This is a genomic window from Pseudomonas sp. NPDC088414, from assembly GCF_044753325.1.
Classification (GTDB): Bacteria; Pseudomonadota; Gammaproteobacteria; order Pseudomonadales; family Pseudomonadaceae; genus Aquipseudomonas.
This window is the reverse complement of sequence record NZ_JBIVMY010000037.1, coordinates 41,034-54,019: the sequence shown is the minus strand read 5'-3', so window position 1 is coordinate 54,019 and position 12,986 is coordinate 41,034. Positions and strand designations below refer to the sequence as shown.

Here is a 12,986-nt window from a genome sequence, read left to right as displayed (position 1 = left end):
TGGCTCTGGGTGCCGACCGCGCCATCCTCGTCGAAGCCGCTGAAGACCTGCCTTCGCGGGCCGTGGCCAAGCTGCTCAAGGCTGTGGTCGACAAGGAACAGCCTCAGCTGGTGATCCTGGGCAAACAGGCGATCGACAGCGACAACAACCAGACCGGCCAGATGCTCGCTGCACTGAGCGGATACGCTCAGGGCACTTTCGCCTCGAAAGTCGAAGTCTCCGGCGACAGCGTTGCCGTGACCCGCGAAATCGACGGCGGCGCGCAGACCGTTTCGCTGAAACTGCCGGCCATCGTCACCACCGACCTGCGTTTGAACGAGCCGCGCTACGCGTCCCTGCCAAACATCATGAAAGCCAAGAAGAAGCCTCTTGAAGTGCTGACTCCGGACGCTTTGGGCGTTTCCACCGCCTCCACCAACAAGACCCTGAAAGTCGAAGCGCCAGCTGCACGCAGCGCGGGTATCAAGGTCAAGTCGGTGGCTGAACTGGTCGAGAAACTGAAAAACGAAGCGAAGGTAATCTAAAAATGACTATCTTGGTAATCGCTGAACACGACAACAAAGTGCTGGCCCCGGCCACACTGAATACCGTGGCTGCTGCTGCCAAAATCGGCGGCGACATCCACGTTCTGGTTGCAGGCCAAGGCGCTGGCGCCGTGGCTGAAGCCGCTGCGAAAATCGCTGGCGTGAGCAAAGTCCTGAACGCTGACAATGCCGCTTACGCGCATCAGCTGCCGGAAAACGTTGCGCCGCTGGTTGCAGAGCTGGGCAAGGGCTACAGCCACATCCTGGCTGCCGCCACGTCCAACGGCAAAAATATCCTGCCGCGCGTTGCCGCTGCACTGGACGTTGACCAGATCTCCGAGATCATCTCGGTAGAAAGCGCCGACACCTTCAAGCGCCCGATCTACGCCGGTAACGCCATCGCTACCGTGCAGTCGACCGCCCCGGTCAAAGTGATCACCGTGCGCGCCACCGGTTTCGACCCGGTTGCCGCTGAAGGTGGTTCGGCGGCTGTTGAAGCGGTTGCTGCTGCGCACGACGCCGGCACTTCCAGCTTCGTCAGCGAAGAACTGGCCAAGTCCGATCGTCCTGAGCTGACCGCTGCCAAGATCGTCGTTTCCGGCGGCCGCGGCATGCAGAACGGTGACAACTTCAAACACCTGTACGCTCTGGCCGACAAGCTGGGCGCCGCCGTCGGTGCTTCGCGCGCCGCGGTCGACGCAGGTTTCGTCCCGAACGACATGCAGGTCGGTCAGACCGGCAAGATCGTTGCGCCACAGCTGTACATTGCCGTCGGTATCTCCGGCGCGATCCAGCACCTGGCCGGCATGAAAGACTCCAAAGTGATCGTTGCGATCAACAAGGACGAAGAAGCGCCGATCTTCCAGGTGGCCGATTACGGACTGGTGGCGGATCTGTTCGAAGCGGTACCTGAGCTGGAGAAGCTGGTCTAATCCGGCGGCTTCACTTATAAAGAGCCCGGCCTTGTGGTCGGGCTTTTTTTTGTCTCGAATTTGAGTGGGAGTGTTTTGCCATGGATCTGCGCCGCTGGCTGTTATCGGGATTGATCTTCTTGTCGGGCATGGCTGCGGCCGCCGGCAAATGCGAGCGCCTCGTCGTCACCGGCAGCCCGGATGCGCCGCCGTACCTGTGGCAGGATCCGCAGAATCCCAAGCAGTTGATCGGCGCCAGTGCCGACCTGTTGCAGCAAGTGGCCAAGGATCTGGGGATCAAGGTCGAGCTGCTCTACGCCGGCAAACGCTCGCAGGCCCTCGATGAAGTGCGCAGCGGGCGCATGGACATGCTGGCTGACACGCCGCTGATGTTCAATGAACTGGAAAACCTCGACTACATTTATCCGCCGTTGCTGGAAAACGACTATCTGGTGTGGACGCGCAAAGGCTCGGCGCTGGTCTACAGCGAAGCCAAAGACCTGCACGGGCACACCGGCGGGATGTCGGAAAAGTCTCGAATGACCCAGGCATTCGGCACTTTCGCCGAGCAGAATCTGACCCTGACGCGGACGGCAAACATCACCCAGGCCTTTCAGAAATTGCTGCTGGGTGAGGTGGAATATGTACTCGCCGGTCGCTACTCGGGCATGGCGGCTGCGCAGGCATTGGGCATGGCCAATGACCTGCTGGCCTTCGAGCAACCGATCGACCGCCCGGGTCTGTTCCTCGCGGTTTCGCACAACTCGGCCTGCAACGATCCGTGGTTGCGCGGACAGCTCGCTAAAAAGATGACAGAATTGCCCGCGTCCGGACTGACCGAAGCCGCGCTGCAACGCAACATCGAGCGCTGGAAGGTTCAGCAGCAACAGCCGCAGCCACCTGTCAGTGCCCCAAAACAGTAGGGATTCTTAGTGAGTATTCGACCTCTTTTCGCGGCCATGGCCGTTCTGGCCCTGGCCGGCTGCGCCAACGATCCTGCGCCCATTGAGCAAATGCGCCTGACCGAGCAGGCCATCACCCAGGCCAAGGCTGTCGGTGCGACCGCCGATGAAATGCCGGAAATGAAACTGGCCGAAGACAAGTTCAACCGGGCCAAGGGCAACATGACCGACGAGTCTTACAAGAACGCGCGCATGCGTTCCGAACAGGCCGAGCTGGATGCACGTCTGGCCGAAGCCAAGGTGCTGACGCAAAAGAGCGAAGAGCAACTGAACGTGCTCAACACCCGCATCATCCGTCTGCGCAAGCAACTGGGAGATGCCCAATGAGCCTCAAGTCCAAAGCCCTCGGCGGGTTGATTCTGGCCGGTTGCGCAAGCCTCTACGGTTGCGCCGGTCAACACAGCGAAGCCGCCTTGCAACAGGCCAGCAGCGACTTCCAGAAGGTCAAGGAAGATTCCAACGTGCTGCGTATCGCGCCCAAGGACGTGATCCGCGCCGGTGAATCGCTGGCCCGTGCCGATCGCCTGTCGACCTATTGGGGCAGCGGTTGGGACGTCGCGCATTACGCCTACCTGAGTCAGCGTTACAGCGAAATCGCCCGCGAACACACCAATCTGGTGCTCAACGAAGAGCGCGCGGCGAAGCTGGAGCTGGAGCGCCAGCGCCTGCAACTGGCCCTGCGCGAGTCCAAACTGCTGAGCGTGCAGCAGCAGGGCAAGTGGCTCGAAGAACAGATCGTTGCGCTGGCCACCACGCAAACCGATCGCGGCCTGGTCATGACCTTGGGTGACGTGCTGTTCGACACCGGCGAAGCGGAGCTGAAGAACTCGGCCAATCGCGTGGTGTTGAAGATCGTGCAGTTCCTGCAGCTCAACCCGAAACGCGTGGTGCGCATCGAGGGCTACACCGACAGCACCGGCGGTAAACAGGACAACCTCAAGCTGTCGCGTGATCGCGCCCAGGCCGTGGCCGATGTGCTGATGGACCTCGGGATTGAGGACAAGCGGATTCACGTCGAAGGTTACGGCGACGAGTACCCGGTGGACGCCAATGCTTCCGAGCGCGGGCGGGCACAGAATCGTCGGGTGGAAATTGTGTTCTCCGACGAAAAAGGCCAGCTCGGCGCCGCCCGCTGAGGGCTGCGTCTCTGGAAAGCCCGGCCTGTCATGCAGAGCCGGGCTTTTTTACGTCTGTCGATTGGCACGCAAATCCGTAGAGTTGTAGCTGACACTGCACTGTATGGTCGACTATGGTGGCAACTGTCCCAGTACACTTCTAAACTGTTCCGGTATTGTTTCACACAAGAATAAAATGCCCGTGAAATCGAGTGCTGCGTCATGACCAACCTCTTGCTCTATCAACGTATTGCTCAACAACTGGCGGAAGACATCCGGCGCGGTGTCTATCAGCCCGGGGAACGCGTGCCGTCGGTGCGCAAGATGAGTTCGCAGCTCAATGTCAGCCATGCAACGGTGCTGCAGGCCTACGCCAATCTCGAAGATCAGGGTTTGATCCGGGCGCGGCCGCAGTCCGGTTACTACGTGCACCAGACCCCGGCGCTGACAGCCCCGACCCCGGACATCGCCCGGGTCGAACGCCCAGGCCTGGTCACCCGCGCCAGTATCATTCAGCAAGTGTTGGTCGAATCCCGGCGCGAGGGGGTTTTCCCGTTGGGCGCCGCTGTACCTAGCGTTGACTATTTGCCGGTGCGCGCATTGCATCAGCAACTGGCCAAGGTCACTCGTTTCCATAGTCCTCGGGCATTCAGCTACATGTTCAGCCCCGGTTTCGAACCGCTGCGCCGGCAAGTGGCGATCCGCATGCGCGATGCTGGTGTGGTGGTCGATCCATCGGAAGTGGTGATTACCCACGGGTGTGTCGATGCCTTGCAGATGTCATTGCGCGTGCTGACCCGTCCGGGTGATCTGATCGCGGCCGAATCGCCAACCTATTACGGCTTGCTGCAACTGGCCGATCTGCTGGGCCTGAAAGTGATCGAAATCCCCAGCGATCCGGCCACCGGCATGAGCCTCGAAGCCCTGCAACTGGCGGCCAACCAATGGTCGATCAAGGCGCTGGTGCTGACCACCCGACTAAGCAATCCACTGGGCGGCACCATGCCCGAAGAGCGGCAGAAGCAACTGCTGCGCCTGGTCTCGGATTTTGATATCCAGATCGTCGAAGACGACATCTATGGCGAGTTGATGTTCGAACAGGGCCGCACCAAAGCCCTCAAGGCCTACGATCGACTGGATCGGGTGATCTACTGCTCGAGCTTTTCCAAGACGTTGTCGCCGGGCGTGCGTGTCGGCTGGATGATTGCCGGCAAGTATCAGCAGGAAATCCAGCGCCTGCAGACCTTCACCACGCATTCGGCGTGTAGCGTCACGCAGATGGCGATTGCCGCTTATCTGGAAAATGGCGGTTATGACCGGCATTTACGGTACATCCGCCAGGAATACCGAAAAAACCTCAGTGCGTTCCAGCTGGCGGTGCAGCAGTACTTCCCCGAAGGCACGCAAATGACCCGGCCTACGGGCGGTTTCATCCTCTGGGTGAGTCTGCCGGGCAGGGTCAATACCCAGGAATTGCACGTCCGCGCATTGCAGCAGGGCATCAGCATTGCGCCGGGGCTGATCTTCAGTAATACCGAGCAGTTCAATCACTGCATTCGCCTGAACTGCGGTACGCCGTGGAATCGCGAGGCGGAAAGGGCGCTGATGACCCTCGGTTTGCTGGCGACCCAACTGTGTCAGGAAACCGCTGGCGGTTTCTGAACGAGCGGCGCGTCGTGCTTGTCTTGTGACGCTCAACAAGCGAGCATATGGCCCTCTGCCGTTAGTGTTGTGGGGCTCATGAAAGCGATTTTGCCTGCTGCCTGGATTTTGCTTGGTGTGTTGACGATGGGCGATGCGCCCGGTGTCATGGCAGCCGCCGTTCAGGAAAAGCCTGCGGTGTCAGCTCCGGCGAGTAAAACCGCCAGCAGCAAAGCCGTTGCGGACAAGAAAGCTCAGGTTAAAAAAGCCCCGCAAAAGAAAGTCGCCCCGCTGAAGAAGCGGCCCCCGATTGCCTCCAAGTCGAAACCGGCCAGTGAAGTGGTGAAAACCAAACTGCCGCCGGCCAAGCTCGATCTGAGCCTGCCCAAGGACATGGTTCAGCAACTCAAACCCGCCGGCACCGTGTCGCTGCCCAAGCACGAGGCGATCCTGCCGCAGATGTTTGGCGAGAAGAACAGCGGCTTCCAGCTCAATGGCCGCCTGCTTAGCAACGAAATGCAGTTGCAGCTGCGCAACGAAGAGCGCCGCGAAGTCGAAGGCGCTGCGCTGGATTTCGAGTTCAAGCAATAAATTCAATCGATCCGTGACCCGCGAACCAGACGCTTTGTCGGAGACTGGTCAGTCACATTCAGTTATCGGTAAAAACCCCGGTTCAGGGAATTTGAAACAACCGTTTTAGCGGTTACTCTGTCCGTGTCTCTTTAACACATTGCCCGTCGCGAGGACTTGCTCGTCATGAAATGCCGTGAAGGCTGTGGCGCTTGCTGTATTGCCCCGTCCATCAGTTCTGCCATTCCGGGCATGCCCGACGGCAAACCTGCCGGCGAACGTTGCGTGCAGCTGTCGGTCGAAAACCTGTGCAACATTTTCGGCCAGCCGGAGCGCCCGGCGGTCTGTTCAGGATTTGCCGCCGATGTCGAAGTCTGTGGCAGCAGCTCGGAAGAGGCGATCAAACTGATCGGCTGGTGGGAGCAGATGACGGCGGCGTGATGTGTCAAACGAACGGAACTTCAACAATAAGGAATAAGACTATGGGTTCGCTGCATCGTATCGCTGTGTTGTGTGGTTTGACGGCTGTGCTGGTTACTTCGGTTGCTCAGGCTGAGGACTGGAAAGTCGCCAAGGAGCAGGACGGGATCAAGGTCTCGCTGGCCGAAGTGCCGGGTTCCGATTACAAGTCCTATCAGGGTGTTGCCTTGATGAAGACCACCGTTGCCAAACTGCGTGCCTTGCAGGAAGACGTGTCCGGAGCCTGCGCCTGGATTCACGAGTGCAAAACCCAGAAACTGCTCAAACACGAAGGCGATCAGAGCTGGACCTACACCCAGTTCAATACGCCGTGGCCAGTCACCCCACGCGATTCGGTGCTGCACGTCACCACCGTTGAAGGTGCCGATGGCAGCCTGACCCGCAACCTCGAAGGCGTGCCGAAGTACATTCCCGAAGAGAAAGGCTTTGTCCGTGTCGCTCAGGTCAAAGGCTTCTGGAAGTTCGTGCCCAAAGGTGATCAGGTTGAAGTGACCTATCAGGTGCACACTGAACCAGGCGGCAGCGTGCCAAGCATGATTGCCAACAAGTTCGTGGTCGATGCTCCCTTCAACACCCTTAAAGCCCTGAAAGAACGCGCTGAGAAGTAATCTTCGCGCTCACAGCAAAACGCCCCGACCGATTCGGGGCGTTTTTGTTTTGTCGTTATATTGTGTTTCCAGATATGCGTTGGACGAAATTTTCACAAAGTGTTCCAGACAATTCGCCCGCGCAGCCCCGCTTGTCCGTATCCGAATGCTTGCATGAAAGAGTCGGGCAGGGCGGCAGTAATCAATGGCAATGCTGCCGTTGATCGTGCAACATTTGCGCACCGCGCACGCCCCGGGGCCTGGAATGGCCAATAGAGGGCATGGCGCCGCTGTATTTTGCAACTTCAACTTCCAATGGGTCCTAAAACGACATGGCAAACCCGGACGCCCTGAATCAGCAGCGATCTTCCACTCGCCTGCTGCAACCGACCGTCAAATCGCATCTGGCCTACACACTGTTGTGTGCCCTGGTCATGATGGTGATGTTTTCCGTGCTGCGCCTCGCGCTGCTGGTCTACAACCGCGAGATGATCCTCGATACCCCGGCTTCGACCTTCCTCGAAGCCTTCGCCAACGGCCTGCGTTTCGACCTGCGCCTGGTGGGCTACGTCTGCGTTCCGCTGCTGCTGGCACTGTTCAGTGCGCGGGCGATGGCTGCGCGGGGCTTCTTCCGTCTGTGGCTGACCGTGGCGTCCAGCATCGCGCTGTTCCTCGGTCTGATGGAAATGGACTTCTACCGTGAGTTCCACCAGCGCCTCAATGGCCTGGTGTTCCAGTACGTAAAAGAAGACCCGAAAACCGTGATGAGCATGCTCTGGTACGGTTTCCCGGTGGTGCGCTACCTGCTGGCGTGGGTCATCGGCACCGTGATCCTGACCCTGGCGTTCAAGGGCGCCGACCGCGCGACCCGGCCACGTGGCCCGTTCAGCGGCGGCAACGTCGGCACCCGTCAGGTGGCGCCGTGGTACACCCGCCTGGCGGTGTTCGTGGTCTGCCTAATGATCTGCGTCGTGGCCGCTCGTGGCACCCTGCGCCAGGGCCCGCCGCTGCGCTGGGGTGACGTGTACACCACCGAATCGAACTTCGCCAACCAGCTCGGCCTCAACGGTACGCTGTCGCTGATCGCCGCTGCCAAAGACCGCATGGGCGAGGATCGCAACAACATCTGGAAAGCCACCCTGCCGCAGGAACAGGCGCAGAAAGTGGTGCGCGAGATGCTGGTGATGCCGGACGACAAACTGGTCGACGCCGACATCGCCGCCGTGCGTCGTGACTACACGCCACCGGCCGACAAGACCCTGCCGATCAAGAACGTAGTCGTGATCCTGATGGAAAGCATGGCCGGGCACTCGGTCGGCGCTTTGGGCGCACCGGGCAACATCACGCCGTACCTCGACAAACTGTCGAAGGAAGGCCTGCTGTTCGACCGCTTCTTCTCCAACGGTACGCACACCCATCAGGGCATGTTTGCGACCATGGCGTGCTTCCCGAACCTGCCGGGCTTCGAATACCTGATGCAGACTCCGGAAGGCAGCCACAAGCTCTCCGGCCTGCCGCAACTGCTCAGTGCGCGCAAGTATGACGACGTGTATGTCTACAACGGCGACTTTGCCTGGGATAACCAGTCGGGCTTCTTCAGCAACCAAGGCATGACCAACTTCGTGGGTCGTAATGACTTCGTCAACCCGGTGTTCTCCGATCCGACCTGGGGCGTGTCCGACCAGGACATGTTCGACCGTGGTCTGGTGGAATTGAAGGCGCGGGAAAACGGCAAGCCGTTCTATGCGCTGCTGCAGACCCTGTCCAACCACACGCCGTATGCGTTGCCGACACCTTTGCCGGTGGAGCGCGTGACTGATCGCGGCAGCCTCAACGAACACCTGACCGCCATGCGTTACGCCGACTGGGCACTGGGTCAGTTCTTCGAGAAGGCGCGCAAAGAGCCGTACTTCAAGGAAACCCTGTTCGTGATCGTCGGTGACCACGGTTTCGGCAACGAGCGCCAGATCACTGAAATGGACCTGGGCCGCTTCAACGTGCCGATGCTGATGATCGCCCCGGGCATTCAGGAGAAGTTCGGTACCCGTGACCACACCGTGGGTACGCAGATCGACATCGTGCCGACCATCATGGGCCGTCTGGGCGGCGAAGTGCGTCACCAGTGCTGGGGCCGCGACCTGCTGAACCTGCCGGAAGGCGATACCGGTTTCGGTGTGATCAAGCCGTCGGGCAGCGAGCAGACCACCGCCATCGTCACCGCCGACCAGATCCTGGTGCTGCCGAAAGAGAAGGAAATGGCGCCGAAGATCTACCAGTACCAACTGGGCGCGAACCCTTCTGCCGAGATCATTCCGGACGCACCGCGTACCGCCGAACTGAAGCTCAAGCTTGAAGCGTTCCTGCAAACGGCGACCAAGAGTCTGATGGACAACACCGCCGGTGTGATCAACGGCAAGCCAGACTGATAAAACCGCTGCATAAAAAAAGAGGCCCCTGAAGGCCTCTTTTTTTGTCTTGGGGTTTTATATCCTGCCAAGTAACAGCAAGACCAACAGCACCACCAACACCACGCCGATAATGCCCGAAGGACCGTAACCCCAACTTCTGGAGTGCGGGAAGACCGGCAGACCACCGATCAGCAACAGGATCAGGATGATGATAAGAATTGTGCCCATGTCGATTTCCTTGTTGATAGTGTTCGAGAAGTCTTGGTGTTCAAGGGCGACTGGAGGCTAACTAATTCCAGACGGCTTACAAATTCCGACCGGTGCGCGTGAAAGAAAATTCAATGTTTTTTTAATGTATTTGGTCCGCAGGCTTATTTCCTTTAAGCGCAAGATCAAAAGATCGCAGCCTTCGGCAGCTCCTACAGGAATCGGTGTAGGATCTGCCGAAGGCTGCGATCTTTTGATCCTCCATTCAGCAACTTGATGGAGAGTGGGCGCACGCACAACCTTCGCTACACTTCGCGCAACTCCTACAGAACAACAAGGCTGTCTGCTATGCAAAATCGCATGATGATCACCGGTGCGGGCTCAGGTCTAGGTCGCGAAATCGCGCTGCGCTGGGCGCGTGAAGGCTGGCAGCTGGCCTTGTCCGACGTCAGCGAAGCCGGCCTGCAGGAAACCCTGAAACTGGTGCGCGAGGCTGGTGGCGACGGTTTCACCCAACGTTGCGACGTGCGTGATTACAGCCAGCTCACCGCGTTTGCTCAGGCTTGCGAAGTGAAGCTCGGCGGCATCGATGTCATCGTCAACAACGCCGGTGTGGCGTCCGGCGGATTCTTCAGCGAACTGTCGCTGGAGGATTGGGACTGGCAGATCGCGATCAACCTGATGGGCGTGGTCAAGGGCTGCAAAGCGTTTCTGCCGCTGCTCGAACAGAGCAAAGGCAAGATCATCAACATCGCCTCGATGGCGGCGTTGATGCAAGGCCCGGCCATGAGCAACTACAACGTGGCCAAGGCCGGTGTAGTGGCGTTGTCGGAAAGTTTGCTGATCGAACTGGCGCAGCAGGAAGTCAGCGTACATGTGGTCTGCCCGTCGTTCTTCCAGACCAACTTGCTCGACTCGTTCCGTGGCCCGACGCCGGCCATGAAAGCCCAGGTCGGCAAGTTGCTGGAAAGTTCGCCGATCACGGCTGCCGACATTGCTGACTATATCTACCAGCAAGTGGCCGCCGGCGAGTTCATGATCCTGCCGCACGAGCAGGGGCGCATGGCATGGGCGATCAAACAGAAGAACCCGCAACTGATCTACAACGAAATGACCACCATGGCCGATAAAATGCGCGCCAAGGCCAGACAAACCAACGGCTGAACTTGCCCGAAGGGTGTCGCGTCGTTAGGGTGGCCGCAATGGTCACCCTGTCGAGACACATCAATGCTCAATTATCTGTGGTTCTTCCTTGCGGCGCTGTTTGAAATCGCCGGTTGTTTCGCCTTTTTCATGTGGCTGCGTCAGGGCAAGAGTGCCTTGTGGGTGATCCCGGCGCTGCTCAGCCTGACCCTGTTCGCCCTGTTGCTGACTCGCGTGGAAGCGGCTTACGCCGGGCGCGCCTATGCCGCGTATGGCGGGATCTACATCGTCGCGTCGATCGGCTGGCTGGCGGTGGTCGAGCGGGTGCGCCCGCTGGGTTCGGACTGGATCGGCGTGGCGCTGTGCGTGATCGGCGCCAGCGTGATCCTGTTCGGACCGCGATTTACTGCCGCTTGAGGCGAGACTGTTTAGCCATTTGCAGGAAATGTCTGAAGGGCGTAGCGACTCAGGATGTAGGGCAAGACTGAATTGCGCGCGACCCATTGTAGAGCGCGTGCCCACCGCGCATCTTCAGGGCTGGCTAACCCTGAAGGACGAACTCCATGCTTGTACTCAGCCGTGTTGTGGGCGAGTTGATTTCCATCGGTGACGACATTTCCGTACGGGTGTTGTCAGTCAACGGTTCCAGTGTGCGCTTTGGTGTCGAGGCGCCACAGAAGGTCAATGTGCACCGCTCTGAAGTCTACGAGCGGATCCAGCGCAAACAGATCAGGGAAAAGGTTCGCTGAGGTTTCACTCGAACAGGTGCTTGGGCACGTCGTGCTTGAGCATCAGTTGGCATTGTTCGCTTTCCGGGTCGAACACGATCAGTGCCTGACCTTTGGTCAGCGCCTGGCGTACGCGCAGCACGCGGGTTTCCAGTGGGGTGTCATCACCGTTGTCGGTACCGTCGCGGGTGACGAAATCCTCGATCAGACGGGTGAGGGTGTCGACTTCAAGAGCGTCGTAGGGAATCAGCATGGGCACCTCGGCTAAATCAATGACGGGATGCTACGGCGATTGGTGGCTGGCTGCCAGTTTTGTGTGGGCAGTATCGGCCCTATCGCTGGCAAGCCAGCTCCCACAGGGTTTGATGGTGTACACAGACAAGTGATCCACCCCGAAAACTGTGGGAGCTGGCTTGCCAGCGATGGGGCCAGGCCAGCCACCACAGAACCCCGGATTAACTGTCGGAACGCTGCCCCACCAGACTGTCCACCGACGGCACCCGCGTATCGCTCTCCATCTGCGTGTCATGCTCGATCTGATGACTGAAGCGATCCAGCGAAGCATTGGCCGGCGCCGCATCGCTGGCGAACACCGGCGGACTCAGAATATACGCCCCGAGCAAGCGACTGAGCGCCGCCAGACTGTCGATGTGCGTACGTTCATAACCATGCGTCGCATCGCAGCCGAAGGCCAGCAGGGCAGTACGGATGTCGTGCCCGGCAGTGACTGCCGAATGCGCATCGCTGAAGTAATAGCGAAACAGGTCACGGCGCACCGGCAGATCGTTTTCACCGGCCAGACGCAGCAAATGCCGCGACAGGTGGTAGTCGTAAGGCCCGCCGGAATCCTGCATCGCCACGCTCACCGCGTGTTCGCTGGAATGCTGGCCGGGCGCGACCGGCGCGATGTCGATGCCGACGAATTCGCTGACATCCCACGGCAATGCCGCCGCCGCACCGCTGCCGGTTTCTTCGGTGATGGTGAACAGCGGGTGACAGTCGATCATCAACTCCTGACCGCTGTCGACGATGGCTTTGAGCGAGGCCAGCAACGCGGCGACGCCAGCCTTGTCATCGAGGTGTCGGGCGCTGATGTGGCCGCTCTCGGTGAATTCCGGCAGCGGGTCGAACGCCACCACGTCGCCGACGCTGATGCCCAGCGAGTCGCAATCGGCCTTGGTCGCGCAGTAGGCATCCAGACGCAATTCGACGTGATCCCAGCTGATCGGCATCTCGTCAACGGCAGTGTTAAACGCGTGCCCGGAGGCCATCAGCGGCAACACGCTGCCGCGAATCACGCCGTTGTCGGTGAACAGGCTGACCCGGCTGCCCTCGGCAAACCGGCTCGACCAGCAACCGACCGGGGCCAGGGTCAGGCGGCCGTTGTCTTTCACCGCACGCACGGCGGCGCCGATGGTGTCGAGGTGCGCGGAGACGGCGCGGTCGGGGCTGTTTTTCTTGCCCTTGAGCGTGGCGCGAATGGTGCCGCGACGGGTCATTTCGAAAGGGATGCCAAGTTCTTCCAGACGCTCGGCGACGTAACGCACGATGGTGTCGGTGAACCCGGTAGGGCTGGGAATGGCGAGCATTTCCAGCAGGACTTTCTGCAGGTAGTTCAGATCCGGTTCGGGGATGTGTGTGGTCATGGAAACTCCTGATGAGTAAAGGCGCATCGATGGTTTCGATGAGGGAATTTGTGTTGCCTGTCAG

Annotated in this window: 16 protein-coding genes; 13 read left to right on the top strand and 3 right to left on the bottom strand. The window is 59.6% G+C overall.

Features of this window, described 5'->3' with window-relative positions:
* From ACIP8I_RS23645 to ACIP8I_RS23600, 10 genes are all read left to right on the top strand, one after another.
* On the top strand, positions 1-524 hold a 524-nt coding region (locus ACIP8I_RS23645), incomplete at its 5' end, for an electron transfer flavoprotein subunit beta/FixA family protein (protein WP_400764347.1).
* 2 nt (positions 525-526) lie between these two features.
* Positions 527-1,456, top strand: a complete 930-nt coding sequence (locus ACIP8I_RS23640) for an FAD-binding protein (RefSeq protein ID WP_329696169.1) — start codon at positions 527-529, stop codon at positions 1,454-1,456.
* Between the two features lie 80 nt (positions 1,457-1,536).
* Positions 1,537-2,358 carry a substrate-binding periplasmic protein gene (locus ACIP8I_RS23635; RefSeq protein ID WP_400764346.1) on the top strand — a complete coding sequence of 274 codons (822 nt, stop codon included), beginning with the start codon at positions 1,537-1,539 and terminating at the stop codon, positions 2,356-2,358.
* Between the two features lie 9 nt (positions 2,359-2,367).
* Positions 2,368-2,724, top strand: a complete 357-nt coding sequence (locus tag ACIP8I_RS23630; protein WP_177325746.1) for a DUF4398 domain-containing protein — start codon at positions 2,368-2,370, stop codon at positions 2,722-2,724.
* Complete coding sequence (locus ACIP8I_RS23625) at positions 2,721-3,533, top strand: OmpA family protein (RefSeq protein ID WP_400764344.1); 813 nt, start codon at positions 2,721-2,723, stop codon at positions 3,531-3,533. The genes ACIP8I_RS23630 and ACIP8I_RS23625 overlap by 4 nt, the downstream gene beginning before the upstream one ends.
* A 201-nt stretch (positions 3,534-3,734) precedes the next feature.
* On the top strand, positions 3,735-5,174 hold the full coding sequence (locus ACIP8I_RS23620; RefSeq protein WP_400764343.1) for a PLP-dependent aminotransferase family protein: 1,440 nt from the start codon (positions 3,735-3,737) through the stop codon (positions 5,172-5,174).
* Between the two features lie 78 nt (positions 5,175-5,252).
* Complete coding sequence (locus tag ACIP8I_RS23615) at positions 5,253-5,744, top strand: translation initiation factor 2 (protein ID WP_400764342.1); 492 nt, start codon at positions 5,253-5,255, stop codon at positions 5,742-5,744.
* A 165-nt stretch (positions 5,745-5,909) separates the two neighbouring features.
* Complete coding sequence (locus ACIP8I_RS23610; protein WP_007965643.1) at positions 5,910-6,164, top strand: YkgJ family cysteine cluster protein; 255 nt, start codon at positions 5,910-5,912, stop codon at positions 6,162-6,164.
* A 41-nt stretch (positions 6,165-6,205) separates the two neighbouring features.
* Entirely contained in the window at positions 6,206-6,811 is a 606-nt protein-coding gene (locus tag ACIP8I_RS23605) for an START domain-containing protein (RefSeq protein WP_367085336.1), read from the top strand.
* 311 nt (positions 6,812-7,122) lie between these two features.
* Entirely contained in the window at positions 7,123-9,216 is a 2,094-nt protein-coding gene (locus ACIP8I_RS23600) for an LTA synthase family protein (protein WP_400764338.1), read from the top strand.
* A gap of 57 nt (positions 9,217-9,273) precedes the next feature.
* Here ACIP8I_RS23600 and ACIP8I_RS23595 read toward each other — a convergent pair whose 3' ends face one another.
* Positions 9,274-9,432, bottom strand: a complete 159-nt coding sequence (locus tag ACIP8I_RS23595) for a DUF3309 family protein (RefSeq protein ID WP_169432680.1) — start codon at positions 9,430-9,432, stop codon at positions 9,274-9,276.
* Positions 9,433-9,753: 321 nt separating this feature from the next.
* On the opposite strand from ACIP8I_RS23595, the gene ACIP8I_RS23590 reads away from it, so the two are divergent.
* The 3 genes from ACIP8I_RS23590 to csrA all read left to right on the top strand — a co-directional run bounded on the left by ACIP8I_RS23590 (position 9,754) and on the right by csrA (position 11,297).
* Positions 9,754-10,569, top strand: a complete 816-nt coding sequence (locus tag ACIP8I_RS23590) for an SDR family oxidoreductase (protein ID WP_007965649.1) — start codon at positions 9,754-9,756, stop codon at positions 10,567-10,569.
* 63 nt (positions 10,570-10,632) lie between these two features.
* The gene (locus ACIP8I_RS23585; RefSeq protein WP_007965651.1) at positions 10,633-10,965 is read left to right on the top strand and encodes a YnfA family protein; all 333 of its coding nucleotides are present in this window, start codon (positions 10,633-10,635) and stop codon (positions 10,963-10,965) included.
* A gap of 146 nt (positions 10,966-11,111) precedes the next feature.
* A complete protein-coding gene (gene csrA / locus ACIP8I_RS23580) occupies positions 11,112-11,297 on the top strand; it encodes a carbon storage regulator CsrA (protein ID WP_258675603.1) in 186 nt (61 codons plus the stop codon).
* Positions 11,298-11,301: 4 nt separating this feature from the next.
* On the opposite strand, the gene ACIP8I_RS23575 is transcribed toward csrA, so the two are convergent.
* Together ACIP8I_RS23575 and ACIP8I_RS23570 are read right to left on the bottom strand one after the other, a co-directional pair.
* Positions 11,302-11,529 (bottom strand): YheU family protein, encoded by a 228-nt coding sequence (locus ACIP8I_RS23575; RefSeq protein WP_007965656.1) that lies wholly within the window; start codon positions 11,527-11,529, stop codon positions 11,302-11,304.
* Between the two features lie 202 nt (positions 11,530-11,731).
* Entirely contained in the window at positions 11,732-12,922 is a 1,191-nt protein-coding gene (locus tag ACIP8I_RS23570) for an osmoprotectant NAGGN system M42 family peptidase (RefSeq protein WP_400764333.1), read from the bottom strand.
* Positions 12,923-12,986 lie beyond the last annotated feature (64 nt).